At 67.1% G+C, this 26,129-nt stretch carries 21 protein-coding genes, 1 tRNA gene, 1 pseudogene and 1 riboswitch; of the genes and pseudogenes, 7 read left to right on the plus strand and 16 right to left on the minus strand.

Going from position 1 to position 26,129, the window contains the following annotated elements:
* Nucleotides 1-48 precede the first annotated feature (48 nt).
* Nucleotides 49-139, minus strand: a riboswitch (TPP riboswitch).
* A gap of 153 nt (nucleotides 140-292) precedes the next feature.
* From ASF14_RS13515 to gluQRS, 7 genes are all read right to left on the minus strand, one after another.
* Nucleotides 293-1,324 carry a ferritin-like domain-containing protein gene (locus ASF14_RS13515; protein ID WP_056435841.1) on the minus strand — a complete coding sequence of 344 codons (1,032 nt, stop codon included), beginning with the start codon at nucleotides 1,322-1,324 and terminating at the stop codon, nucleotides 293-295.
* Between the two features lie 34 nt (nucleotides 1,325-1,358).
* A complete protein-coding gene (locus tag ASF14_RS13520) occupies nucleotides 1,359-2,339 on the minus strand; it encodes a ferritin-like domain-containing protein (RefSeq protein WP_056436416.1) in 981 nt (326 codons plus the stop codon).
* A 201-nt stretch (nucleotides 2,340-2,540) separates the two neighbouring features.
* A complete protein-coding gene (gene egtD, locus ASF14_RS13525) occupies nucleotides 2,541-3,518 on the minus strand; it encodes an L-histidine N(alpha)-methyltransferase (protein WP_056435844.1) in 978 nt (325 codons plus the stop codon).
* Between the two features lie 2 nt (nucleotides 3,519-3,520).
* Nucleotides 3,521-4,792: an ergothioneine biosynthesis protein EgtB gene (gene egtB, locus ASF14_RS13530; RefSeq protein ID WP_056435847.1), complete on the minus strand. Its 1,272-nt coding sequence runs from the start codon at nucleotides 4,790-4,792 to the stop codon at nucleotides 3,521-3,523.
* A 39-nt stretch (nucleotides 4,793-4,831) separates the two neighbouring features.
* On the minus strand, nucleotides 4,832-5,395 hold the full coding sequence (locus ASF14_RS13535; RefSeq protein WP_056435851.1) for a cob(I)yrinic acid a,c-diamide adenosyltransferase: 564 nt from the start codon (nucleotides 5,393-5,395) through the stop codon (nucleotides 4,832-4,834).
* 4 nt (nucleotides 5,396-5,399) lie between these two features.
* On the minus strand, nucleotides 5,400-5,627 hold the full coding sequence (locus tag ASF14_RS13540) for a twin transmembrane helix small protein (protein ID WP_056435854.1): 228 nt from the start codon (nucleotides 5,625-5,627) through the stop codon (nucleotides 5,400-5,402).
* Nucleotides 5,628-5,637: 10 nt separating this feature from the next.
* Entirely contained in the window at nucleotides 5,638-6,489 is an 852-nt protein-coding gene (gene gluQRS / locus ASF14_RS13545; RefSeq protein WP_056435858.1) for a tRNA glutamyl-Q(34) synthetase GluQRS, read from the minus strand.
* A 110-nt stretch (nucleotides 6,490-6,599) separates the two neighbouring features.
* Between gluQRS and ASF14_RS13550 the strand changes: the two genes are divergently transcribed.
* The 5 genes from ASF14_RS13550 to ASF14_RS13570 all read left to right on the plus strand — a co-directional run bounded on the left by ASF14_RS13550 (nucleotide 6,600) and on the right by ASF14_RS13570 (nucleotide 12,184).
* The gene (locus ASF14_RS13550) at nucleotides 6,600-7,166 is read left to right on the plus strand and encodes an HNH endonuclease (RefSeq protein ID WP_042485172.1); all 567 of its coding nucleotides are present in this window, start codon (nucleotides 6,600-6,602) and stop codon (nucleotides 7,164-7,166) included.
* A gap of 17 nt (nucleotides 7,167-7,183) precedes the next feature.
* Nucleotides 7,184-7,642, plus strand: a complete 459-nt coding sequence (locus tag ASF14_RS13555) for an EF-hand domain-containing protein (protein ID WP_056435861.1) — start codon at nucleotides 7,184-7,186, stop codon at nucleotides 7,640-7,642.
* A 77-nt stretch (nucleotides 7,643-7,719) separates the two neighbouring features.
* Nucleotides 7,720-8,979, plus strand: a complete 1,260-nt coding sequence (locus ASF14_RS13560) for a hypothetical protein (protein WP_156361186.1) — start codon at nucleotides 7,720-7,722, stop codon at nucleotides 8,977-8,979.
* 119 nt (nucleotides 8,980-9,098) lie between these two features.
* Nucleotides 9,099-11,774 (plus strand): phosphoenolpyruvate carboxylase, encoded by a 2,676-nt coding sequence (ppc, locus tag ASF14_RS13565; protein WP_056435866.1) that lies wholly within the window; start codon nucleotides 9,099-9,101, stop codon nucleotides 11,772-11,774.
* Nucleotides 11,775-11,779: 5 nt separating this feature from the next.
* Complete coding sequence (locus tag ASF14_RS13570; RefSeq protein WP_056435868.1) at nucleotides 11,780-12,184, plus strand: OsmC family protein; 405 nt, start codon at nucleotides 11,780-11,782, stop codon at nucleotides 12,182-12,184.
* A 43-nt stretch (nucleotides 12,185-12,227) separates the two neighbouring features.
* Here ASF14_RS13570 and ASF14_RS13575 read toward each other — a convergent pair whose 3' ends face one another.
* The 7 genes from ASF14_RS13575 to ASF14_RS13605 all read right to left on the minus strand — a co-directional run bounded on the left by ASF14_RS13575 (nucleotide 12,228) and on the right by ASF14_RS13605 (nucleotide 18,247).
* Nucleotides 12,228-12,584 (minus strand): chorismate mutase, encoded by a 357-nt coding sequence (locus ASF14_RS13575; RefSeq protein ID WP_082442257.1) that lies wholly within the window; start codon nucleotides 12,582-12,584, stop codon nucleotides 12,228-12,230.
* 132 nt (nucleotides 12,585-12,716) lie between these two features.
* Nucleotides 12,717-13,364, minus strand: coding sequence for an FMN-binding negative transcriptional regulator (locus ASF14_RS13580; RefSeq protein ID WP_056435871.1), 648 nt, complete (start codon nucleotides 13,362-13,364; stop codon nucleotides 12,717-12,719).
* Entirely contained in the window at nucleotides 13,361-13,858 is a 498-nt protein-coding gene (locus tag ASF14_RS13585; protein WP_056435875.1) for a methylated-DNA--[protein]-cysteine S-methyltransferase, read from the minus strand. The genes ASF14_RS13580 and ASF14_RS13585 overlap by 4 nt, the downstream gene beginning before the upstream one ends.
* A gap of 50 nt (nucleotides 13,859-13,908) precedes the next feature.
* Nucleotides 13,909-14,304, minus strand: coding sequence for an acyl-CoA thioesterase (locus ASF14_RS13590; RefSeq protein ID WP_056435878.1), 396 nt, complete (start codon nucleotides 14,302-14,304; stop codon nucleotides 13,909-13,911).
* Nucleotides 14,301-14,906: a DedA family protein gene (locus ASF14_RS13595; RefSeq protein WP_236697072.1), complete on the minus strand. Its 606-nt coding sequence runs from the start codon at nucleotides 14,904-14,906 to the stop codon at nucleotides 14,301-14,303. The genes ASF14_RS13590 and ASF14_RS13595 overlap by 4 nt, the downstream gene beginning before the upstream one ends.
* Nucleotides 14,882-16,951 carry a S9 family peptidase gene (locus ASF14_RS13600; RefSeq protein ID WP_056435886.1) on the minus strand — a complete coding sequence of 690 codons (2,070 nt, stop codon included), beginning with the start codon at nucleotides 16,949-16,951 and terminating at the stop codon, nucleotides 14,882-14,884. The genes ASF14_RS13595 and ASF14_RS13600 overlap by 25 nt, the downstream gene beginning before the upstream one ends.
* 195 nt (nucleotides 16,952-17,146) lie before the next feature.
* Nucleotides 17,147-18,247 (minus strand): glycoside hydrolase family 43 protein, encoded by a 1,101-nt coding sequence (locus ASF14_RS13605; protein ID WP_056435889.1) that lies wholly within the window; start codon nucleotides 18,245-18,247, stop codon nucleotides 17,147-17,149.
* A 128-nt stretch (nucleotides 18,248-18,375) separates the two neighbouring features.
* Between ASF14_RS13605 and ASF14_RS13610 the strand changes: the two genes are divergently transcribed.
* The gene (locus ASF14_RS13610; RefSeq protein WP_056435892.1) at nucleotides 18,376-20,166 is read left to right on the plus strand and encodes an aminopeptidase P family protein; all 1,791 of its coding nucleotides are present in this window, start codon (nucleotides 18,376-18,378) and stop codon (nucleotides 20,164-20,166) included.
* A gap of 323 nt (nucleotides 20,167-20,489) precedes the next feature.
* Here the strand turns inward: ASF14_RS13610 and ASF14_RS13615 are convergent.
* Together ASF14_RS13615 and ASF14_RS13620 are read right to left on the minus strand one after the other, a co-directional pair.
* A pseudogene (locus ASF14_RS13615) lies at nucleotides 20,490-25,002 on the minus strand (NAD-glutamate dehydrogenase).
* 80 nt (nucleotides 25,003-25,082) lie between these two features.
* Complete coding sequence (locus ASF14_RS13620; RefSeq protein WP_056435895.1) at nucleotides 25,083-25,913, minus strand: hypothetical protein; 831 nt, start codon at nucleotides 25,911-25,913, stop codon at nucleotides 25,083-25,085.
* Between the two features lie 130 nt (nucleotides 25,914-26,043).
* Here ASF14_RS13620 and ASF14_RS13625 point away from each other — a divergent pair.
* Nucleotides 26,044-26,119: transfer RNA gene (locus ASF14_RS13625), tRNA-Thr, on the plus strand.
* Nucleotides 26,120-26,129 lie beyond the last annotated feature (10 nt).

Raw genomic sequence — 26,129 nt, forward strand, 5'->3', positions numbered from 1 at the left:
AGTCGTCCACTCCATGCGGAGGAAACGGACCATGAGAGATGGGGCCGCTCCCTCCCTACGCCGGTGTCAGCCGGATCAGGTTCAGCGGGTCAGGGGCTCTTGCCCCCCTCTCAAGCGCAGGCCAGCGCTCCCCCGGGGATGGGCCCGTCATAAGCGACTTCGCGGCGGATAAGAAGCGGTTTTGCGTGAAGGTGGATCAGCCCCGCGACGCAAACAAAATGCCCCGACCGGCCAGGGGACTAGCGACCGATCGGGGCAAACGGCCCTTGGAGGGGACCTTGGGAAGGGGGTTTTAGCCGCTGGCGGCGCTGGTGCGGACGTTGCCGTTCAGGCCGCTGGGGAAGAAGCCGCCGCCGGTCACCGCCGCCTTGTTGAGGTACACGACGTTCAGCACCTGGCCGGGCGTGCGGACAAAGGCGATGGCGTTGGAGTCGGCGGGAACCAGGTTCGCCACCTGCGTGCCGTTCACCGTCGTCACGAGGCCCTGGTCGAGATCGGCCGAGCCGTCCAGGCTGTCACGCGCGTCCGAGATCTTGCCCGCATTGGTGATCAGCGCCGAATTGCTCAGCCCCTTGCGGTACAGCGTCGTGCGGACCAGACCGGCATGATAGGCCTCGGCCGCGTGGATGCCCGCCGCCGCCTCGATGAAGGTCTTGTTGGTCAGCAGGGAGACGCCGCCCATATAGGCGGTGACGCCGACATCCTCGAACAGGAATGCGCCGAGCAGAAAGGCTTCGTCCGAGGCATAGGGGTCGAAAGTGCCGCTGGTGATCACGCCCGCCGCCAGTGCCGCCGCCGTGAACGCGCCGCTGGCATCGCCCGACAGGTTGATCGCAGGCTGCGCCACCGCCGCACTGCCCAGCGCCGAGCGCAGGAAGTTGACATGCGCGATCTCGTCATAGGCGATCTCGCGCGCATATTGCGCGACGATCCGGTCCTGAAACTCGACCTTACGCGGCTGGCCCGCGCCGTTGGTGGCGCTGGTGTTGATCGCGACCGCGCCCTGCGATCCGGTGCCGGTCAGCGCCGACGACGGCAGGCCGGTGCCGAAGGCGGCATAGCTGTAGAATTGCGCTTCCAGATATTCGAGCTGGAGCGCGAAGTTCAGCACATCGGCATCCGTCACCGACCCGGTCGGGGTGGTGGTGGGTGTCGGCGTAGGCACGACGATGACATTGTCGCCATCGTCACCGCAGGCGCCCAGCATCGCCAGGCCGCCGACGGCGCCAGCCCCGGCGGCCATACGCATGAAACGGCGACGATCGGACCGACGCTTGGCGGAGGCTTCTTCAATAACCTCGAGAATGCAGCGTTCTTCGCTCATGATTCAAATCCTCTCCACAGGAGGAAAAAGGGGATCAGTTCGCCACGCTCGCGCGCAGATTGCCGTTGACGCCGGCCGGGAAGAACCCGCCCAGCGTGGCGGCCGCCTTGTTCAGGTACACGATGTTGAGCACCTGACCCGGCGAGCGGCTGAACGCGATGCCGTTCGTATCGAGCGGCACGATGTTGGACACCAGCTGTCCGTTGACCGTGGTCTGGGCGATCCCCTGGTCGAGGTCGGTCGAACCGTCCAGGCTGTCGCGCGCGTCCGAGATCTTGCCTGCGGTGGTGACGAGTGACGATTCCGGGTTGGGGTCGGCATAGCCGCGGGCATAGAGCGTCGTACGCACGATGGCCGCGTGATAGGCCTCGACCGCCAGAATACCGGCCGCCGCCTGCAGGAAGGTCTTGTTGCTGATCAGCGGCGAGGCACCCTTATAGGCGGTCACGCCGACATCCTCGAAGATATACGCGCCCAGCAGGAAGGCGGTGGGCGAGCTATAGGGGTTGAAGGTGCCGCTGGTAATCACGCCTGCGGCCAGCGCCGCCGCCGTGAACGGGCCATTGGCATCGCCCGAGATGTTGATCGCGGGTTGTGCGACCGCCGCACTGCCCAAGGCGGTGCGCAGGAAGGCGACATGCGCCGCCTCGTCCGCCGCGATCTCGCGGGCATATTGCCCGACAATGGCGTCGTCGGCGCTGCCGGTCGCGAAATTGACCTGCTGGCCGCCGGTCACGGCACCCTGGGTGCCGGTGCCGGTCAGCTGGTTGGAGGCTAGGCCGGTGCCGTTGGCGGCAAAGGCATAGAACTGCGCCTCGAGATATTCGAGGTTCAACGCAAAGTTCAGAATGTCGGTGTCGGTGATCGTCGACTGGGCCCCGGCCTTGCCCGCCAGGGAAAAGGCGGTCACGCCGGCGGCTGCCGCGCCCATCGCCGTCTTGAAGAATTCGCGCCGCATATTGCGGCGCTCGACCCGTGCATCGAACGCGTCGAGCAGTTGTGCGCTTTCCGTCATCATGCTCCTCCCGATCAGGAACCAGCGGCCAGCTCTTCTGTTATGATGTAACGATCAGAAGTACATGCCGTGGGGTTTTGCCAAGGCCTGGCTTGTGAGCGAGGTCTTGGCCGAACCGGGAGTCAAAACGTCGGCTCCGACGAAAAAGACGCATCGAACTAACAAAAATTAGCTTTTAGTCGCGATATCACGACAGGACGTTCATGGCGCAAGCCGAGCCGATTGTGCTTCGGCCAGATAGACCGAAAACAGCTGGTCGGGGTCCGTCCAGTCCTTCACCGGGGTCCAGCCCCCCGCACGCAGCAGGATCTTGGCATCGCGCGGGCCATATTTGTGGCTGTTCTCGGTGTGGATCGTCTCGCCCGCCGCCATGGCGAAGGGACGGCCTTCGATGGTGAAGTCGACATCCTGCTGCGCCGCCAGATGCATCTCGATCCGCGAGCGGTCGTCGTTCCAGATGGCACGATGGCGAAAGGCATCGACCGGGATGGTGCCGTCCAGCTCGCGGTTGATCCGGTCGAGCAGGTTGCGGTTGAACGCCGCCGTCACGCCTGCCGCATCGTCATAGGCGGGGACCAGCACGTCGCTGGGCTTGGTCCGGTCCATGCCGATCAGCAGCATCGCCCCCTCGCCCAGCGAGCCGCGCATCGCGCGCAGCAGGTCGGTCGCCATGGCGGGCGTCATGTTGCCGATGGTCGATCCGGGGAAGAACCCCAGTTTCGGCGCATCCGCCACCATTGCGGGCAGCGTCAGCGGGCGCATGAAATCGCCCTCCAGCGGATGGATGGGCAAGTCGGGAAACGCCTGTTGCAGCCCGCGCGCGGATTCGCGCAGGAAGTCGCCCGAAATGTCGATCGGCACATAGGCCGATGGTTCGACACAGCGCAGCAGGACCGGCGTCTTGGTCGAGGAGCCCGATCCGAATTCCACCACCGCGCGCCCCTTGCCGACATGCGCGACCAGATCGGGGCACATGGTCTTCAGGATCGCCGTCTCGGTCCGCGTCGGATAATATTCGGGCAGGTCGGTGATCGCCTCGAACAGCTCGGACCCCTTGCGGTCGTAGAACCAGCGCGCGGGGATGGCGCGCGGGCGACGCTCCAGCCCGGCAAGGACGTCGGCGCGGAAGGCGGGGTCGGCCAGCGACATCTGGCCGTCCTCGATCTCGGGCTTCAGCATGCTTAAAGATCCTTTGCCAGGCGGACGCCGGTGAACTGCCAGCGTTGATGGGGGTAGAAGAAATTGCGGTAACAGGCGCGGGCATGGCCCCGCGGCGTCGCGCAGCTGCCGCCGCGCAGGACGAACTGCCCGTTCATGAACTTGCCATTATATTCGCCGACCGCGCCCTCGACGGGGCGGAAGCCGGGATAGGGGCGATAGGCGCTGCCGGTCCATTCCCAGACATCGCCGAAAAAGGCCGGGCCGCCCGAGGAAGAGCGCGGCTCGATCGCGCCCGCGCGGTCCAACTGGTTGCCGCCCGATGCGTCGAACGACGCGGCCGCCGCTTCCCATTCGAACTCGGTCGGCAGTCGCGCGCCCGCCCAGGTGGCGAAGGCATCGGCCTCATAGAAGCTGACATGGGTGACCGGCGCGGCGGGGTCGATCGAACGCCGCCCGTCGAGCCCGAACCGGGTCCAGCCGCCGTCGCGCTGTTCCCAATAGAGCGGCGCGGCGATGCCCTCGCTCTTTACCCAGGCCCAGCCGTCCGACAGCCAGAGCCGTGCGTCATGATAGCCGCCATCGTCGATGAACTGCATCCATTCGGCATTGGTGACGGTGCGGTCGGCCATGGCATGGCCCTGAAGCAGCGCCTGATGACGCGGCCCTTCGCAATCGAAGGCGAAGCCCTGCCCGTCATGGCCGATCTCGACGATCCCCGCCCTGCCCTCGATCCAGCCGATCGGACTGGGCATGGCAACAGGAGCTTTCGGCTCGGGCGGATAGATTGCCGGTTCCAGCGGGTTTTCCGAGAACAGGTGCAGGATGTCGGTGACGAACAATTCCTGATGCTGCTCCTCGTGGTGACAGCCCAGTGCCACCAGTTCGAGTGCCTCGGCGGGCAGGTCGGGCAGTGCCGCCAGCAATGCGTCATCGACATGGGCGCGATAGGCGCGCACCTCGTCCAGCGTCGGCCGGGTGATCATCCCCCGGCGATGGCGCGCATGGCGCTTTCCCTCCGCCTCATAATAGCTGTTGAAGAGAAAGGGGAAACGCGGGTCGTGCAGGCCGTAACCCGGCACATGGTCGCGCAGCACGAAGGTTTCGAAGAACCAGGTGGTATGCGCCATATGCCATTTGGCGGGCGAGGCGTCCGGCATCGACTGGACGGTCGCATCGGCATCGGACAGCGGCTCGGCCAGCGCCAGGGTCAGAGCGCGGACCGAGCGATAGCGGGATGCCAGGGAATCGGCAGGTGTCGGGGTTGCCGCAGAGGACGGCACAAGGGTCGGCATTGGGCGCTCCCCGGGATAGCGGGAAACGCGGTCGGCCCCTTACCGTACCATGCGTGCCCCTCCTGGAACCCAAAGAACGTCCGATGCGCCGCTTTGGTTCATCGTGCGCGCGGCGACGAAAAGCCAATCCGACAATCGGTTGAGATAGGCGAGCGCGGGCGGGTTGATCGCCTCCTGCCCGGCCAGCGCCACGGCGGCGCGCTCGGCCCGCCGGGCGATGGCGCGCGCCAGATGCAGATGCGCGGACGCCGGGCTGCCGCCGGGCAGGATGAAGCTGGTCAGCGGCGACAGCGACGCATTCATCGCGTCGATCTCCGCCTCCAGCCGCGCGACCTGTTCGGGAATGATGCGAAGCGCCCCCTCCACCTCTCCGGGCGTGGCAAGATCCGCGCCGAGGTCGAACAGGTCGTTCTGGATCATGGTCAGTCGCTTGCCCAGCGGCCCTTCGACAGACAGCAAGGCCACGCCGATCGCGCTGTTCGCCTCGTCCACCTCGCCGATCGCGACCATGCGCATATCCGCCTTGGAGCGGCGCGATCCGTCGACCAGCCCGGTCGTGCCTCCGTCGCCGGTGCGGGTGTAGATTTTCGTCAGCTTGACCAAGGGATCAGGTCCGCCCAGCCATGAACAGCAGCAGCACGACCACGGTGATCGCCAGCGCCTGGAAGAAGATACGCTGCTGCATCATCCGGTTGGACTTGAGCTGCGACGCGGTCGGCCCCTCGCCCTTCGCCTCGGCCGTCGCCTCCTGGAGAAAGGTGATGATGCCGCGCACCAGCGCGACCAAGGTGGCGAGCATCGCCGCGATCAGCAGGATCACGAGAAAAGTGGTCATGCCCTTGAGCTTACGCCTCCCCCAGCCGAAATCCAGCGGGAAGCATATTGCGCCGCAGCGCATCCGCCAGCGCGCGGCCGCCCTCGCCCGCCTCGCGCATCGCCGCCAGGGCGGGCGCACCGTGCCGCTTGGCCAGACGCTGGCCGTCCGTGCCGACGATCAGCGGGTGGTGGTGATAGAGCGGCGTCGGCAGGTCCAGCAGCGCCTGGAGCAATCGGTGGACATGGGTGGCGTCGAACAGATCGACGCCCCGCACCACGTCGGTCACGCCCTGCGCCGCATCATCGACCGTCACCGCCAGATGATAGCTGGCGGGGGCATCCTTGCGCGCCAGGATGACGTCGCCATGGGCGAGCGGATCGGCGACGACCTCGCCCGCATATTCGTCCTGCCAGGTCAGCGGCCCGGCACGCTCGACCGCGCGTGCCATGTCCAGCCGCCAGCTATGCGGCTCCCCCATCCGCGCGGCGCGCGTCTCGGGCGACACATGGCGGCACGTCCCCGGATAGAGCGGCGTCGCGCCATGCGGCGCGGACAGGCTGGCGGCGATTTCGGCGCGGGTGCAGAAACAGGGATAGAGCAGATCGGCCAGCCGTGCCTGCGCCGCCGCATAAAGGTCCAGCCGCTCGGACTGGAAGGACAGTTCGTCCCATTCCAGCCCCAGCCATTCCAGATCGCGCAATATGGCATCGACATGCTCGGGCCGACTGCGCGTACCATCGACATCCTCGATCCGCAGCAGGAAGCGCCCGCCCCCCGCACGCGCCAGATCGAACGCACGCACCGCCGACAGCGCATGGCCGAGATGCAGCCGCCCGGTCGGGCTGGGCGCGAAACGCGTGGTGCGTGGCGCTCCACTCATCGCCCGCCCTCTTGACCGCGATTCCAATAGCATGTTCTCATACGCCCGAGTGTCATAGCCATGTCACGCGCTTGCGCGAATAGCGTCGGCGTACATCGATGGGAGGAGCTGTGTTTCATCCCGATTTGATCCGACACCCGGACAGTTGTCCGGCGCTCGTACTGAATGCGGACTATACGCCGCTGTCCTATTATCCGCTGTCGGTCTGGCCCTGGCAGACCGCGGTGAAGGCCGTGTTCCTCGACCGGGTGGATATCGTCGCCCATTATGAGCGCGAGGTGCGCAGCCCGACCGCCAAGGTCAAGCTGCCCTCGGTCATTGCGCTCAAGCAATTCGTGAAGCCGTCGCAATTCCCGGCCTTCACCCGTTTCAACCTGTTCCTGCGCGACCGCTTCTCCTGCCAATATTGCGGATCGCACCGCGACCTGACCTTCGACCATGTCATCCCGCGCGCGCAAGGGGGGCGGACGACCTGGGAGAATGTCGTCACCGCCTGCGCGCCCTGTAACCTGAAGAAGGGCGGACGCACCCCGCGCCAGGCCGCGATGCCGCTGCATATCGAGCCGATCCGCCCGACAAACTGGCATTTACAGGAACATGGCCGCAGCTTCCCGCCCAATTATCTGCATGAAACATGGCACGACTGGCTCTATTGGGACGTTGAGCTGGAAGCGTAACGAAGCGGGAGTGTCGAATGCGTGGATGGGCAAGGGGCCTGATCAGCCTGGGTTTGATGGCACTGGCCGCCACCACGACCGCCTGTGGCAAAAAGGCGGAGAACCGCGCCGAAGCCGACCGCGCCGCCGCCAAGGCGGGCTTCGTTCCGCCCTCCGTCACGTCCCGCGTCGACTTTGGCAGCATGATGGCGCGCCGCTTCCGCGAACTGGACCGCGACGGCAACGACATCATCACCGCCGATGAAATGCCCACGACCAATTCGCGCCTGTGGGAGCTGGACCGCAACAAGGACGGCGAGATCACCGAAAGCGAGTTCTTCGAAGGGATGCTGGCGCGCTTCGACCGGATGGACCTGAACCGCGACGGCACCGTCACCTCCGAAGAACGCGAGGCGTCGCGCACCGAACGGCCTGCCACACCCAGCAATCCGGTCGCGACGGGCGCGAACGCGACCCCGCCGGGGAATGCGAACTGACGCCACGGCGCCCGGTACGGAGGACCTAGGCAGGGCCGACACCATGCGTCAGATTATGCGGATTGGGGGGCATGATCATGCGCAAGCTATGGATGACGGTGACGCTGATGGCCTGCGCAACCACGCTGTCGGCCCAGGAACCCCAAAAGAAGCCGCCCTTTGCCGATCGCCTGGCGCAGGCCCGATCGCATTTCGGCGTCGACGCGACCGGACTGCACGGCCCAGGCGCCACGACCATCGCCGATGCCGTCACCAAGGCGCGCTATGTGATGATCGGGGAGGATCATCTGTCACGCGAAATCCCGATGTTTGCGCGCGGCCTATGCCGTCTGATGGCGCCGGACGGGCTGCGCGCCTTTGCCGTCGAGACGGGGCCCGAGGCCGCCCGGATCGTCAACGCCCATCTCCGCCGCCCCGACCGGGTCGCGCGCCTTACCGCGTTCATGCAGACGCATCCCGACGGCATGGCCTTCCAGAATGGCCGCGACGAAAGCGACATGGCGGCCGATTGCGCCAAGATGGCCGGGCCCGACTTCGCGATCTGGGGCCTGGACCAAGAATTTTTTGGTGTGTCCGGCTTTCTGCTCGAACAGATGCAGGCCGCCCACCCCGGCCCCGTCGCCCGCACCGCGATCGCGCAGTTGGTCGAGCTCGACCGCGCGGCCAGCCAAAAGGCCATGGCATCGGGATCGGTCGGCGATCTGCTGATCTTCACGATCGGCGAGGCCCAGCTGGCCGACGCGGACGCCGCCGTCCGGCGCGACGGCGGGCAGCGGGTTCGCGAGCTGTTCGACAGCCTGGTCGAGACGCGCGCCATCTATCTGGGTCAGAATGACGATGGCTATGCCTCGAACGGACGCCGTGCCCGTCTGATGAAGCGGACGCTGATGAAGCATCTGGCCGAGGTTCCCAAATCGGCGCGAGTTCTGTTCAAGTTCGGCGATCTCCACGCCGCCAAGGGCGTCAACGGGCTCGACCAGCGAGACCTGGGCAATTTCATCGCCGAACGCGCCGAGGGCGAAGGCGCCGAGTCGCTGCACATCGCAGTCTATGGCGCCAAGGGTGTGCATGCCCTTTACAACGGCGTGGGGCGGCAGGTGCGCACCGAGCCCTTCGTCATGACCGACGATGCGGACTATGTCTGGCTGAAGGACGCGCTGGGCGGGCTCGATAGCGGCTCTTCCGAATGGATGCTGGTCGATCTGCGCCAGCTTCGTGCCCATCCACCCAAGGATATGCCGCCGACGTGGCGCCAAAAGAGCCTGCAATTCGACCTGCTGGTCGTCGCCCCGACCCTGACCCCGTCGACATTGATGGGATCGCAGGCGACTCCCTAGCCGTGACCAACCTTACGTCGAGGCGCAATATCCCGTAATTGCCGCGCCTAGATATTATACCAAAATTACCGTCCGCAATCGGTTGACGCCTGCCCTATTGCGTTGCAGCAATAGCGCCCATGACGACCCTGCCTCCGATCGCCAACAATGCCGATATACGCTTCCTGGGCGCCCAGCTCGGCGATGTGATCCGCCGTTATGGCGGCGACGCGCTATTCGAGGCGACCGAGGCAATCCGGCGTGCCTCGGTCGATCGCTATCGCGGGCTGGGCGAGGACGGGTCGGTCGACCTGCAACTGGAACGCCTCGCGCTCGACGAGACGCTGGATTTCGTGCGCGGCTTCATGCTGTTCTCGATGCTCGCCAATCTGGCCGAGGACCGGCAGGGCATTGCGCGCGAGCCGGGCACCGACATTGCCGAGGTGCTGGCGACGCTGTCCGAACAGGGTATTGACCGCGAGGCCGCGATGGAGCTGCTGGCGCAGGCGCTGGTCGTCCCCGTGCTGACCGCGCACCCGACCGAGGTGCGGCGCAAGAGCATGATCGACCACCGCAACCGCATCGCCGAACTGCTGGCGATGCGTGATGCGGGCCGTGACGTCACGCCCGATGGCGACGATGTGGACGCGGCGATCGGCCGCCAGATCGCGCTGTTGTGGCAGACGCGCGTGCTGCGCCGCGAGCGGCTCTACGTCACCGACGAGGTCGAGACGGCGCTGTCGTACCTGCGCGACGTGTTCCTGCCGGTGCTGCCCGCTTTGTACCAGCGCTGGGACAAGGCGTTCGGCGCGCGCGTGCCCGCTTTCTTACGCCCCGGTTCGTGGATCGGCGGCGACCGCGACGGCAATCCCTTCGTCACCGCCGAGTCGCTGACCACCGCGCTCGCCCAGGCGGCGGATGCGGTGCTGACCCATTATTGTGAGGGGGTGCATGCGCTGGGCGCCGAGCTGTCGATCTCGACCGGCCATGTGCAGGTGGACGAGGCGGTGCTGGCGCTGGCCGATGCCAGCGGCGACGAGGCGTTGAGCCGCTCGGACGAGCCCTATCGCCGCGCACTGTCGGGCATTTACGCGCGGCTTTCGGCCACGCATCAGAAGCTGACCGGCAAGACCCCGCCGCGCCCCGGCCGCCTGACCGGCGACCCCTATCCCGACCCCAAGGCACTGCGCACCGATCTGGTCGCAATCGCGCGGGGGCTGGCCGCACAGGGCGACGGGGCGCTGGCCAGCGGTGGTGCGCTCGGGCGGCTGATCCGCGCGGTCGAGACGTTCGGCTTCCACCTCGCCACGCTCGACCTGCGGCAGAATTCGGCGGTGCATGAACGCGTCGTCGCCGAGCTGCTGAAGGTTGCCGGGGTCGAGGCGGATTATCTGGCCCTGGACGAGGAGGCGCGTGTCGCGCTGCTCCGTCGCGAACTGGCCAATGCCCGGCCGCTGTTCAGCCATTATGCCGACTATTCGGACGAGACCCGCTCCGAACTGGCGATCGTCCAGGCCGCCGCCGATGCCCATGCCACCTATGGGCCGAAGTGCATCACCAACTATATCGTCTCGATGGGCAAGTCGGTGTCCGACCTGCTCGAAATCAACCTGATGCTGAAGGAATTCGGCCTCTACCGCCCCGGCGAGCCCGCCACCGCCGCGATCATGGCGGTGCCCCTGTTCGAGACGATCGAGGATCTGGAGGCAGGCCCCGAGATCATGCGCGCCTATTTCGCGCTGCCGGAGATCGCCGCGATCGTCCGCGCGCGGGGCCATCAGGAGGTGATGATCGGCTATTCGGACTCGAACAAGGATGGCGGCTATCTGACCTCCACCTGGTCGCTGTCCAAGGCGTCGAGCGCGTTTCGCCCGGTCTTCGACGAACTGGGCGTCAGGATGCAGCTGTTCCACGGGCGCGGCGGCGCGGTCGGGCGTGGCGGCGGCAGCGCCTTTGCCGCGATCCGCGCCCAGCCGCATGGCACGGTGCAGGGCCGCATCCGCATCACCGAACAGGGCGAGGTGATCGCGGGCAAATACGGCACGCGCGATTCGGCGCTGACCAATTTGGAAGCCATGGCGTCGGCGACATTGCTCGCCAGCCTGGAGCCGGACCGGCTGTCGGCGGCGGACACCGCGCGCTTTACCGCCGCCATGGAAGAACTGTCGGCCACCGCCTTCTCCACCTATCGCGGGCTGGTCTATGGCACCGAGGGTTTCCGTACCTTCTTCCGCCAGATGACGCCGATCGCCGAGATCGCGGGCCTGAAGATCGGCAGCCGCCCGGCCAGCCGCAAGAAGTCCGACGCGATCGAGGATCTGCGCGCCATCCCCTGGGTGTTCAGCTGGGCACAGGCGCGCGTCATGCTGCCCGGCTGGTACGGCGTCGGCACCGCGATCGCGAATTTCGAGGACAAGGCGCTGCTCGCCGAGATGGCGAAACACTGGCCCTTCTTCGCGGCCACGCTGGCCAATATGGAGATGGTGCTGGCCAAGTCCGACATCGGCATCGCGCGGCGCTATGCCGGGCTGGTCGAGGACGAAGCCCTGCGCGATGCGATCTTCGGGCGGATCCATGACGGCTGGCACCGCGCGCGCGACGGCCTGCTGACCGTCACCGGCCAGACACGCCTGCTGTCCGACAATCCGGCGCTGGAGGCGTCGATCCGCCTGCGCCTGCCCTATATCGAGCCGCTCAACCTGCTCCAGATCGAACTCATGAAGCGCCACCGCGCGGGCGAGGACGATCCGCGCATCGGCGAGGGCATATTGCTGTCGATCAACGGCATCGCCACGGCGTTGCGCAACAGCGGGTAAAAGCGGTGGCGGATTTCGTGGTTCATTACGAAGGCGGCCTGCGCTGTCATGTCGCCCATCCCGATAATGGCGCGGTGCTGGTCATGGACGCGTCGCAGGAACTGGGCGGGCGCGGCGAGAATTTCTCGCCCAGCGACCTGCTGTCGGTGTCGCTGGGCGGCTGCGTGCTGAGCATCATGGCGATGGCGGGCCGCGTCGCCGGACTGGAACTGGCGGGCGCGACGGCGACCGTGACCAAGCAGATGGGCAATGCGCCGCGCCGGATCACCACGCTGGGCGTGACGGTCCGGGTGTCGGGGCGATATGATACGGCGCAGCGCAAGCGACTGGAAGCGGCGGCGGCGGCCTGTCAGGTTCATGCGGTGCTGGGAATCGACGCGCCGATCGCGATTATCTGGGACGAGGAGTGACTCCCGTTGTTCCTCCCCGGCAAGGAGAGGAACAGGCCTGAACCTACCGCCTCTTCTGCCGCGCCTCCTCCGCCGTGAATCCCTCGACCATCGCGCGGAAGGTCGCTTCCGCCACATCCGGGCTTACCCCCTGCGTCACGGCCTTTTCCCGGATGCGCGTTAGAATTTGCCGAATCCGCGCCTCGTCCCGCACGGTCGCGGCGGAGGTCTTGAAGCGCCCGGCCTGCGCCACATAGCGCGACCGCTCGGCCATCAGGCGCAGGATCTGGTCGTCGATCCGGTCGATGTTGGCACGCACTTCACCCAGAGTCCGGCAGCAGGGCGTGGCAGGCACCTCTGCCGGGGCGGGCGCGGATAGCAGGATGGCGAAAAGCGTGGAGCAAACGGGCAACAGGCGCATCCGGAGTCTCCGACATGGACGGATATCCGGCCCGGTAGGGCCGCATTTCTCCCGCCACCAGTGACATCGCCGTCACGTTGCGGTGATCCGATTCCTCCCCTTCCAGGGGAGGAATGAGTCGGATGATCCGCCTTACCCCGCCCGGTCGCGCTCGGCCTGTTCCATCACGGCCGCCATCGCCCGGTCACCAGGCACGTCCGATGCCGCCAGTCCGGCGATCACGCCGCGCCGATTGGGCTCGGGGTGATGCTGGGCGGTCTTCCACACGCCCTCCAGCCGGGCGACGCGCAGGGTCAGGCCGACGATGCCCCGCTGCAAGCCATGGATGAAATCCACAGGCGCATCGTCCATCGACCAGGGTTCTGCCCGGCCCGCTTCCCGCGTCTCCGTCAGGCGCGCCAGATGGGCCGCCAGCCATTCGGGATCGCGCGTGACGGACAGGACCCCATGCGCCTGTACCACCACATAATTCCAGGTCGGCACGACCTTTCCATGCTCGCGCTTGGTCGGATACCAGCCGGGATGGACATAGGCATGCGGCCCCTGGAAGATCGCCAGCGCCGCCGTACCGCCCTCGGCCAGCCGCCAGACCGGATTGGCGAGCGCCACATGCCCTTCCAGGATCAGCGCCCCGCCATCGCGCGTCGCGATCATCGGCAACGAAACCGCCTCGGGCACGCCATCACGCACCACCACCAGCGAAGCGAGGCCGATTTCCGCCACGGCCTTCAACAGCACCTCTTCCCGCGTCTCGCGAAAGGCACGCGGCGGATAGCTCATGCCAGCGCCAGCGCCGGCTCACCACGTTCGTGTGCGAGCAGCCATTGTTTGACCGCCAGTCCACCCGCAAAGCCGGTGAGCGTGCCGTTCGCGCCGATCACCCGGTGGCAGGGCGTCACGATCGACAGGGGGTTGCGCCCGTTCGCCGCTCCGACCGCGCGCGATGCCCCCGGCCGCCCGATCGCGGTGGCGAGCGCGGCGTAGCTGCGCGTCTCGCCATAGGGAATGGCGTTCAAGCCGGTCCACACCGCCTTTTGAAAATCGGTGCCGACGGGATCGAGCGGCAGGTCGAACACGCGGCGCTCCCCCGCGAAATATTCGGTCAGCTGGCACATCGCCTCCGTCAGGATCGCGTGCGCCGGATCGCCCTGTCGTTCGGGCAGCTTCACCCGCCCGGCCCGCTCCTCGGTCCACAGGACGGCGCGCAGGCCCTGCTCGCTCGCCACGAGGGTCAGCTCGCCCACCGGCGAGGCCATGGTGCATTGGCTCAACATGGGCGCGACCTTAGCGCAGGGACGTGTCCGAAGCGTCCCGCTTCTTGCGGTCAAAGCTGAAAGAAGGGTGCGGCGATCTCGGGCGTGACGCGCAGCAACCGGCCGGTGGCGCGGTCGATCAACGCCCAGGTCGTCACCGCCTCCACCTTCACCCGGCCTTCGGCATCCAGAAAGCGGACATGCCGGTCGAAGCGCGCGCCCTTGGGCGGGTCCGGCACCCAGGTTTCGGCGGCCACCGTCTCGCCCGCCACGACATTGCCGCGATAGTCGATCTCGTGCCGCGTCACGACCCAGACATGGGCGGCGGCATGTTCGGGGGGCACGACCGATTCCCAATGCGCGCCCGCAATCGCCTGAATCCACTGGACCCAGACGGCGTTGTTCACATGGCCCAGCTCGTCGATATGATCGGGCTGGGCGGTGAAGGTCATGGTGAAGCGGCTCATGCCTGTTCGTCCGTTTCCCTGTATCGCAACCACAGCGCGCGGACGCCCCAGCCGATCGCGGCGGCGACCATCACCAGCCCGGCCGCCATCAAGATGTGCGGCAGTGTCGGGCGATAGCGCGCGGCGAGTTCGTGAAACGCCTCACCGAACAGATAACCGATGCCGGTGAAGATCGCTGCCCAGCACAAGGCGGATGCGGCATTGACCGCGACGAACAGCCGGGTCGACACATGGCTGGTGCCCAGCGCCACCGGGCTGATCGTGCGCAGGCCATAGAGAAAGCGGAAGGCGAAGATGAAGCCGACCGGGTAACGCTCCATCAGCTTCGTGACGCGCGTATAGACCCGCCGCTTGCGCAACTTGCCCACCCAGCGCCCGTCGCGCGCCCGCCGGCCGATGGTGAAGAAGACCTGGTCCGCCAGGAACGACCCGATCGCCGCAGCAAGAAAGGCGGCGGGCCAGCCGATCAGCCCCTGATGCGACAGGATGCCGCCCGTCACGACCGCCGTCTCACCCTCCAGCCCGGCGCCGAGCGCGATGGCCGCAACGCCGTAGCGCGCGACGATCGCCTCTATGCTCAGGATTCGACTCCCATCTGCCACAGGATGAAGGCGTGCTCCTCCGCGCCCTCGCGCAGGCTTTCGAACCGGCCCGACTTGCCGCCATGCCCGGCGCCCATATTGGTCTTGAGCAGCAGCAGATGGTCGTCGGTCTTGGTCGCGCGAAGCCGGGCGGCCCATTTGGCGGGCTCCCAATAGGTGACGCGCGGATCGTTCAGCCCGCCCGAGATGAACATCGGCGGATAGGCCTGGGCCTTCACATTGTCATAGGGGCTGTAGCTGCGGATCAGCTCGAACGCCGCCTTGTCCTCGATCGGGTTGCCCCATTCGGGCCACTCGCCCGGCGTCAGCGGCAGTTCGGCATCCATCATCGTGTTGAGCACGTCGACGAACGGCACATCGGCGATCACCGCGCCCCACAGCTCGGGATCGGAATTGACCACCGCGCCCATCAGCTCGCCGCCCGCCGAACGGCCTGCGATGGCGATCTGGCCCGCCTTGGTCCAACCGCCCTCGATCAGCCCCTTCGCCACGTCGACGAAATCATGGAAGGTGTTGGTCCGCTTTTCCAGCTTGCCGTCTAGATACCATTGCTGGCCCAGATCGTCGCCGCCGCGGATATGCGCGATGGCATAGGCGAAGCCGCGGTCGAGCAGGCTCATGCGCCCCGTCGAGAAACCCGGCGGAATCGCATAGCCATAGGCGCCGTACGCATAGAGGAACAGCTTGCCCGATCCGTCGCGCGGAAAGTCCTTGGGATAGACGATCGACACCGGCACCATCGTCCCATCACGCGCGGCGATCTTCAGCCGCTCGGTCCGGTACTTGTCGCCGTCATAGCCCGACGGGATTTCCTGCACCTTCAACACGGTCAGGCCGCCGGTCGCGACGTCGTAATTATAGACGGTGCCCGGCGTGACCATGGATTCGTAACCCAGCCGCAGCACCGAGACGTCGTATTCGGGATTGTCGCCCAGGCCCGCCGTATAGCTCGCCTCGGGAAATTCGATCCGCTGGGGTATGGTCGGCGTGTCGTAGCGGTGGATGGCGATGCGGTCCAAGCCGTCCTCGCGCCCCTCGACCACGAAGAAGTCCTTATAGCACTCCACCCCGGTCATGTAGAAATGCGGGTCCGGCCCGATCAGCTCGTGCCACTCGCCGGGATGGTCGATCGAGGCGGTGCAGAGGCGGAATTGCGGATCCACATCGTTGGTGTGGATGAACAGCGTGCCGTCATGCTCGTCCACGTCATATTCGCGGCCCTCCTTGCGGGGGGCGACCAGGATCGGTTCGGCGAAGACATTGTCGGCAGGCAGCAGCCGCACCTCGCTGGTGACATGGTCGCCGGTCGCGATCACGATCCAGTTGCGCGCGGAGGTTTCAGCGACGGCGACGCGATAGCCTTCGTCATCCTCATGGAACAGCTCGACGTCGTTCTCGACCGGCGTGCCCAGCTTGTGGAAGCGCGCATTGTCGGTGCGCCACTGTGCATTCGCCACGCCATAGAGGAAGCCGCTATCGTCGGCGACCCAGACGATCTCCGACAGCATGCCGGGAATGACCTCGGGCAAATGCTCGCCGGTGGTCAGGTCCTTGATCCGCACCTCGAACCGTTCCGAGCCATTGTCGTCGATCGCATAGGCCAGGTAGCGGCCATTGTTGCTGATCGAGAAGGCCCCCAGCCGGAAATATTCCTTGCCCTCGGCCAGCGCCGGTTCATCGAGCAGCAGCTCGTCCGGACCGCCCGCGACCGGCTTGCGCCACCATTTGCGATATTGCCCACCGGTCTCGAACCCGGTCCAGTAGAGCCAGTCGCCATCCTTTTGCGGGACCGAGGATTCGTCCTCCTTGATCCGCCCCTTCATCTCTTCGTACAGCCGGTCGATCAGCGGCTGGCGCGGGGCCATGACCGCCTCGAAATAGGCGTTCTCCGCTTCGACATAGGCGAGGACGTCCTTGTCCTCGACCTCCGGATAGGCGGGGTCCTTCAGCCAGGCATAGGGGTCGGTGATGGTGATCCCGTGCGCGGTGAAGCTGTGCGGGCGGGTCTGGGCAATGGGCGGCGTCGGCGCAACGGGTTCGGTCATCACCCGGATGTAGCTAGGGTTGGGGTCTGCCGGAAGAGGCGGCGGCTCGGCTATTTCTCATGCCCCGCCATTCCCTCGCCACGTGCCTCCTCAACAGCCGTTCACGCTGAGCGAAGTCGAAGCGCACGTTCCGCGATGAGCCACGAAGGGAATCCCGTGGCCTTCGACTTCGCTCAGGCTGAACGGCGGTGGCGTTTAACCCTCCCACCCATCCGCCAGCGTCCAGCGATACCGCCAGCGCAGCACCGGCGTCTCCCCCTCCCATTCCACCGGCAGCCAGACATAGCGTCCGTCGATCGCATTTTCGGGCCGCCAGCGATCCGCCATGAAGATGAAGCGCGGCTCACCGCCCGGATGCGCGGCGGGCAGCGGCAGGACGAAGGTGGATTGCGAATGGAAGGTCGTCTTCTGGTCGACCTCGCTCCCGCGCACCGGATTGCCCAGCGAGCGCCACGGCCCCGTCACCTTGTCCGCGACGTAGACCCGCCCCGGATTGGGTCGCCAGCCGGTAAGCCCCGAGGCGAACATGTAATAGCGCCCCTTGGCCTTGAAGAGCGCGGGCGCCTCGTTCCCGCCATCGGGCAGCGCACGGACATAATAGCCGTCATGCCTGGTCCAGTCGGGCGTCAGCCGTGCGATCTGGAGCGTGGCATTCTCTTCCGAAGCATAGACATGCCAGGCGGTGTCGTCGTCGACGAAGACCGTCATGTCGCGCGCCATCTGCCCGCCGGGCATGTCCTGGGCCAGCTTGGTGTCCGGCGCCTTGTCCTCTGCGGTCGCATTGGCGGGCCAGATGCCCGGATTGACGCGGCCCGCGCGCAGGAAACGGAACGGCCCCTGCGGCCGGTCGGCGACCGCGACGCCCGCCTGCGCCGCGCCGTACCCCTTGCCGCGCAGTTCCAGATGGAACCACATCACGAATTTCCGAGTGCGCGGATTATAGACGACCTTGGGCCGCTCCAGGATGCAGTCGCGCGCGATCGGACTATCGAGGTCGTCCGAGACCGCCAGCGCCACCCCCTCGTCGCGCCAGTTCACCAGGTCGGCCGAGCTATAGGCATGGACGCCGACCTGCGCACGGTTGCCCGCGTCTCCGGCCGTCTTGTGCTCGCCATGCCACCACCAGCGTCCGCCATGACGCAGCAGGCCGCCGCCATGCGCATTGATCGCGACGCCGTTCGTGTCGTTCCATACTTCGCCGGGCCGGAACCCATCCGGTCCCGCCGCTTGCGCGGCCTTGCCCATCAGCGCCACCGCGCCCGCCCCTGCCAAAACGCTCCGCCGGTCGATCATCATTCCAACCTCCCATCTGCTCTCTCAAGGATCGTATATGGTCTGACAAATTCGACAAGCCCCTGTGAGGCTCGACGCTGTGTGGGCGGAGGGCTAGACCGACCGCGTTTCCATTGCTGTCAGGCTGTTCCATGTCCCATTCCGCCCGCCTTGCCGCCCTTCGTGCCGAACTGGCCGCCCAGGGGCTCGACGGTTTCGTCGTGCCGCTGACCGACGAGCATATGAGCGAATATGTCGGCGACTATGCACAGCGGCTGGGCTGGCTGACCGGCTTTGGCGGGTCGGCGGGGTCGGCGGTGGTGCTGACGGACAAGGCGGCGATCTTCACCGACGGGCGCTACACCCTTCAGGTGCGCGAGCAGGTGTCGGGCGAGGACTATGCCTATATCCCGGTGCCGCAGGACAGCGTCGCGGGCTGGCTGGGTCGTGAGACGGCGGCGGGGCAGCGGATCGGGTACGACCCGTGGCTGCACACGCGCCAGCAGGTCGCCGACATGGCCGCCGCGCTGGCCGATCGCGACGCCGAACTGGTCGCCGTCACCGTCAACCCGATCGACGCGGTCTGGACCGACCGCCCCGCCCCCTCCCCCGCCAGCTTGAGCGTGCAGGACGATGCGGTGGCGGGCGAAAGCTCGGCCGCCAAGCGCGCGCGGATCGGCGAATGGCTGGCCGAGCAGCGCGCCGATGCAGTGGTGCTGTCGGCACTCGATTCCATCGCCTGGGCGCTGAACGTGCGCGGCTCCGATGTCGCGCATACGCCGGTCGCACTCTCCTATGCGATCGTCCATGCAGACGGCGAGACCGACCTGTTCGTCGCACCCGAGAAGATCACGCCCGAGGTGCGCGCGCATCTGGGCAATGCCGTCCGGCTGCACGAGCGTTCGGCGTTCGAGGGCTATCTGACCGGCTTTGCGGGCAAGCGCGTGGTCGCCGATCCCGAGCGCGCGGTCGCCGCCATTGCGCAGGCATTGGAAGCAGGCGGGGCCAAGGTGCTGGCGCTCCGCGATCCGGTGGTGCTGACCAAGGCGATCAAGAACCCCGCCGAGGTCGCCGGGCACCGCGCCGCCTCGGTGCGCGACGGCGCGGCGATGGTGAAGTTCCTGCGCTGGGTCGAAAGCGAATGCCCCAAGGGTGGACAGACCGAATTGTCCGCCGCCGCGCGGTTGCTGGCCTGTCGCGAGGCGACCGGGCTGCTGAAGGACACCAGCTTCTCGACCATCTCGGCGACCGGCGCGCATGGCGCGAGCCCGCATTATCATGTCACCGAGGAATCGAACGCGGCCATCGAATTGGGGCAGCTGTTCCTGATCGACTCGGGCGGGCAATATCAGGACGGCACCACCGACATCACCCGCGTCATGCCGATCGGCCAGCCGACCGACGAGATGCGCGATCGCTTCACCCGCGTGCTGAAGGGGCATATCGGCCTGGCCACCGCTGTCTTCCCGGACGGGACACTGGGCGGGCATCTGGACTCGCTGGCGCGGCGGCCGCTCTGGGAGGTCGGGCTGGATTATGCGCATGGCACCGGGCACGGCGTCGGCGCCTATCTGTCGGTGCATGAGGGGCCGCAGCGTATCGCCGCGCCCAACTATCCCGGCGGTGCGGCAATGGAGCCGCTGCGCGCGGGCATGATGCTGTCCAACGAGCCGGGTTATTACAAGGCGGGCGAGTACGGCATCCGCATCGAAAACCTCGTGCTGGTCGAACCGCGCGCCATCGCGGGCGCGGACCGCGACATGCTGGGCTTCGAGACGCTGACCCTGTGCCCGATCGAGCGGACGCTGATCGTTCCCGAACTGCTGAGCGCGGCGGAGCGGGACTGGCTCAACGCCTATCATGCGCGGGTGGCGCAGGTTCTGGCGCCGGAGCTGGAGGGGGCGGATCGCGACTGGTTGCTGGAGAAATGTGCGGCGATCTGATTTTTCACGCGAAGCGGAAGAAGGTTGGTTCGCGCGGAGGCGCGGAGACGCGGAGGTGTCTCGCCCGCCGCGCCAGCGGCCCTCTTGTATCAGGCGTTGATGAATAGAGGCCGCTGCGCGCGGCAATTCCTTTCTGCGTCCTCTGCGCCTCTGCGCGAACGAACCTTCTTCTCCGCGCCTCCGCGTCTCCGCGCGCAATCAATCTTCGCGTCATCGCGGCTTCGCGTGAACAAGAAAACGCCGCGCGGGAGGGCCTCCCACGCGGCGTTTTGCGCGCTTCACACGGTACAAGAACTGGACCCCGGCCTTCGCCGGGGAACAGATCAGCGCCCCAGCAGGACCCGCGCCTGCCCCGCGATCTGGGCCAGCATCGCGGCGTTGGGTTGGGCGGCCAGGCGGGCGCGGTCGATCACCGCCTTGAACTGGCCGACACGCGCGGCGTTACGCTCCAGCCAGGCCTCGACCGCCGCTTCGGGGTCGGTGGTTCCCGCACGGCCGAGGAAATCGAGCCGCTGCTGCTGGAAGTCACGGGCAAGCCCTGCAATCAACAGGCGCTCCCACGGATCGCTCGGGCTGATCCGCGCCGCCTGGCCCTGCGCCCAGTCGAGGCCCAGCGCCTGACCCAGGCGGGTGAAGGCATGGGTCAACCGCGTCTCGTCCAGCGACAGCCGCTGGCCCAGATCGGCCAGCCCCACCGCGCCGTCGAGTTCGGACACGCGCACCACCCGCGCCGCGAGATCGGCGGGCTTGCCGTCATACAGCTCCAGATAGGGCCGAGCGGGCTGCCACGCGTCGATCTGCACCGAGGGAGCCGCCGGGGCGCGTCGCGCGCGCCACCTCGTCGAACAGCGCGATACGCGCCGCCTCGGGCATCGCCGCCGTCTCGATCGCGGTCCACAGGGCGGGCAGGTCGAACAGCCGCTCGACCACGACGAACATCGCCGCGATGTCGGCCATCGCCGCGCCTTCCTCCTCGGCCAGTTCGAACGGGTGGAGGATGCCCAGCCGGTTGACGATCCGGTTGGCCAGCTTGGTCGCGACAATCTCACCGCGCAGGCGATGCTGGTCGATGGCCTCACCGAAGGCCTCCTGCATCGCGGGCGGGAAGGCGGCGCGCAGATCGGGGAGCAGTTCGTCGTCCAGTGCCAGCGGGCTGGTCTCGATCGCGTCCTGCAAGGTCAGCTTGGCCGTCGCCAGCAGCACCGCCAGTTCGGGCCGGGTCAGCGATATGCCGTCCTGCCCACGCCGCAGCAGCACGTCGTTGCTGCCCAGCCCCTCGACCGCGCGGTCGAGCCGCCCGGCGCTCTCGAAGATTTCGATGACGCGGACATAGCTCGCCATCGCGCCCGCGCCGTCCGCCTCGGCGATCGACAGGCCCAAAGTCTGGAGGCGGTTATCCTCCAGCACCAGATGCGCCACGTCGTCGGTCATCGAGGCGAGCAGCGTGTTGCGATCGCCCTCCGCCAGACGGCCCTCGATCATCTCGCGGTTGAGCGCGATCTTGATGTTGACCTCGTTATCCGAACAGTCGACGCCCGCCGAATTATCGATGAAGTCGGTGTTGATCCGCCCGCCCCGCTCGGCAAAGGCGATGCGCGCGGCCTGGGTGACGCCCAGATTGGCGCCCTCGCCGATCGCGATGACGCTTAGGTCCTCGGCATCGACGCGCAGGCGGTCGTTCGCCGGATCGCCGACCTGGACATTATTCTCCGCCGCCGCCTTGATATAGGTCCCGATGCCGCCGAACCAGAGCAGGTCGGCCGGGGCCTTCAGGATCGCCGAGATCAAAGCCGCCGGCTCCAGCGAGGTGGCGGTAACGCCCAGAGCCTCACGGATTTCGTCCGACAGCGGGATGGTCTTGGCCGAACGTGGGAAGACGCCGCCGCCGGGCGAGATTAGGCTGGTGTCGTAATCCGCCCAGCTCGACCGGGGGAGCGCGAACATGCGTGCACGCTCGTCCCAGCTCGTCGCGGGATCGGGATTGGGATCGAGGAAAATGTGGCGATGGTCGAACGCGGCGACCAGCTTGATCGCCTTGGACAGCAGCATGCCGTTGCCGAACACGTCGCCCGACATGTCGCCGCAACCGACGACGCGGATCGGCTGGCTCTGTACGTCCACGCCCCGCTCGGCAAAGTGGCGCTGGACCGAGACCCAGGCACCCTTGGCGGTGATGCCCATCGCCTTGTGGTCGTAACCCTGGCTGCCCCCGGAGGCGAAGGCGTCGCCCAGCCAGAAGCCGCGCTCCAGCGCCAGCGCATTGGCGACGTCGGAGAAGGTCGCGGTGCCCTTGTCGGCGGCGACCACGAAATAGGGGTCCTCACCGTCCAGCACGCGGACGCCGTCCGGGTGCACCACCGCGCCCTCGACGATATTGTCGGTGATCGACAGCAGCGCGCGGATGAACACGCGGTAGCTTTCCTTGCCCTCGGCGGCCCAGCCGTCACGGTCGGTGACGGGCGACGGCAGCTGCTTCGGGTAGAAACCGCCCTTCGCACCAGTCGGCACGATGACCGCGTTCTTCACCCGCTGCGCCTTCATCAGGCCCAGGATTTCGGTGCGGAAGTCGTCGCGGCGATCCGACCAGCGAAGGCCACCACGCGCGACGGGTCCGGCGCGCAGATGGATACCCTCGACGCGGGGGGAATAGACCCAGATTTCGCGCCACGGCAGGGGCGCGGGCAGACCCGGAATCTTGTGGCTATCTAGCTTGAAGGCCAGGGCCTCCCTGCCCGCCTCGGCAAAGGCATTGGTGCGCAGCGTGGCGGCGATCATGTCGCGGAAGCTGCGCAGGATCCGGTCGTCGTCGATCGCCGACACCGCATCGAGGCCCGCCGCGATGGCGGCATCGGCGGCGGCGATATCGCCCCCCGCCTTCGGGTCATGCGCCGCCGTGAACCGCTCGATCAGCGCGGTCGCCAGCTTGGGGGCGCGGCGCAGCGCATCGACCACGGTGGTCAGGCCATAAGGCAGCCCCGCCTGGCGCAGATAGCGGAACCACGCACGGAACAGCACCACCGCCTGCGGGCTCAATCCCACATCGACGATCAGGCGGTTGAACGCGTCATTTTCCGCCTTACCCTCCAGCACGGCGGCGATCGCGCCCTCCAGCACCGCCGCGCCCTTGGGCTCGGTCGTCGCCTCGGTCTCGACGATGAAGTCGTGGACGAAGGGATCGGCCTCGTCGCGCAACCGCGTCGGCAGTTCGCCGATCACGCGGAAGCCGAAATTCTCCAGCACCGGCACCGCGTCCGACAAGGGCAGCGCGCCGTTCAGCTTGTAAATCTTCAGCTGGCGATCCTGCCCCGGCTGGACCGGGAAGAGGCGGACCGAACGGCTCGATTCATTCTCCAGCGACGACAGGCGCAGAATGTCCGCCGCCGCTTCCGCCGCATCGCTGACATTGCGGTAATTGGTCGGGAAGCCATTGGCCCAGCGCAGCGCAAGGCGCGCGGCACGGGGCGCGGGCACCTGCTCGGCCAGCGCCGCCTCGACATCGGGCATCCAGCCGCGCACCATCTTGCGCAGCCGCTCGGACAGCGCCGCCGTATCGGGCAGGCGACCGTCCTGGCGCAGGTCGATCGTATAGCGGATCAGCGCCACGACGCCGTCCTCCAGCGCGATCGACCAGTTGAGCAGCGAGCCGTTCGCCGCCTCGCCCAGCATCTCGCCGATCGCCACGCGCCGCGCGGTGGTCAGCTCGTCGCGGGGCAGCCAGACAAAGGCGAACAGATGCCGCTGCAAGACCGAGCGGATCAGCACCAGCTCGGGGCGCGGACGATCGGCCAGCGACATGGCGGTCAGCGCCAGCTGCTCCAGCGCCTCGGCCGGGAAGGCGGTGACAAGGTCATGCGGCAGCGCGGTCAGCGCATGGGTCAGCGCCTTGCCGGTATGGCCGCGCGGGTCGAAACCGAACTTGGCCTGAAGCGCGGCCAGGCGCGTACGCAGCACCGGCACTTCATGCGGCGGGCTGGCCAGCGCGGCGCTGGTCCACAGCCCGGCATGGATCGACAGGCCGACGACGCGGCCCCCTTCCATCACCGGCACCAGCACCAGGTCGAGCGGCACCGAGCGGTGGACGGTCGAGATCGCATTCGACTTGAGCAGCAGCGGCGCCGCGCCACCCTCGGCGAAATAGTCCAGCGCGCGCTGGCGCGACGTCTCGGCCAGCAGCGGCACCTTGTGCGGCGTCCGCGCCACGCCCAGCGCGGGCGCGTCGCGGCCATCCTCATACCATTTCTCATGGCCCAGCAGCGTCAACTTGCCGCCCAGGAACCACAGGAGAAGCGCCGCGCCCTCGCCATTCTTCTCGCCCAGCGTCGTCGCATCGGCGGCCAGTGCGTCCTGCAACCCCGACCAGTCGGCCACCGCGGCGCGGACATCGGCCAGCACCGCGCGCAGATCGTCGACCAGCCCGCGCCGGTCACGCGCATCGGCGCGTTCCATTTCCAGATAGATGAAGGATTCGGACTTTCCGCCCGTGCCGATCGCCAGAAGCTGTCCCTCGGCATCGCGGGTCACGGGCAGGACGGGGTGGATCACGCGGTCGATCGCGATGCCGTCCGCGCCGACCATCGCCGCGATCGAATCGACCAGGAAGGGCATGTCGTCATTGACGATGGCGAGACGCATCCGGCGGTGCGTGTCGTCGCCCGACATCGGCTCCAGCGCGATCGACGGTTCTCCCGGCGAGCGCTGTTGCGCCACGCCCGCGACGAAGGCCGCCGCAGCAGCCACCTCCGCGGGGCCGAACCCCTGCAACTCCGCCGGAAGGGCGCCCTGGGTCAGCCGCGCGGCAATCGCGTCGGCCATCGGATGCGACATATTCGGTGCCATGGTGCCAAGTCCTAGGCCGGGCTCTCGCGGTGCTCAACCCTTTGCCGCGAGAGAAAAGATGTTGCGCCGCAGCGCAATTTTCATTGCGAAGCGCGCAATACCCTTTCGGCCAAGCGCACGTCGCCGACCACCGTCCCGGTGATGGAAACGCTACCATCCCCGGCGACGCGTCCGACCATCACCACGGGCGTGCCGGGCTGTGCATCGGTCGGCCATGATATGTTAGCGATAGCTTCGGGCTCCTCCCTACCGGGGGACGACGGCCCGTTCCACAGCGCGGCGGCCGAACCCGGCGGCGGCGGCTTGATCCCCTCCCCGGCGGAATCCATTAGCTCCGAATCCAGCGCCGCCTGCAACAGCGGATCGGCCAGTTCCTTCCAGCTCAGGACGCCGTGGATGAAGTCGATCATCAACCCGTCGGACGAATAGGGCAGCAATATGCCGCGATACAGCGTCATGCGCCCGCGCGCGTTGACGAATTCTGCCTCGAACCCGGCCGGAACCTGATCGGCCAGCACATGGTCGAAATGCCGGGTCAGCCGCGCCAGCAACGACGCTTCGGGCAATTCCCCGATTCGAGTCGGTCGCGCCGCCGTGCCGCATTCCTCGCGCAGGGCCTGGCCGATATAGGCGATGGCCGGATCGATCCGGTCGCCGCGAAAATCCAGCAGTACAGAATTGGCCGCAAAATCGCCGATCGCCTCGGTATCGAGCGCCCGGATCGAGGGAAACCGCGCCTCCCCCGACAGCGAAACCCAGTGGTGATAGGCCCGCGCATGAAGCCGCCGCTCCACCCCGCCCAGCCGCGACAGCGCATCCTCCGCCCCGCCCGCGATCTCGCCCGCCGGACGAGCCGGAACGGGATCCCGGGGGTTTTGCGGTTCGCGGTCCATGACGGTCTTCCTGGTCATGCTCCTGTCATGCCCCGACATAGTTAACCATCGATGAAGATCGCCCCACCCGCCATAAGCCGCTTGCCAGCCCCCCAACGACCTGTTAAGCGCCCCCACCTGACCGGAAACCAGCCGGTTCACGAGACGGGCCGCTTTAGCTCAGCTGGTAGAGCATCGCATTCGTAATGCGGGGGTCACAGGTTCGAGTCCTGTAAGCGGCACCACCCTAATCCA

Origin of the sequence: Sphingomonas sp. Leaf257 (assembly GCF_001422185.1) — a bacterium.
Taxonomy (GTDB): Bacteria; Pseudomonadota; Alphaproteobacteria; order Sphingomonadales; family Sphingomonadaceae; genus Sphingomonas; species Sphingomonas yabuuchiae.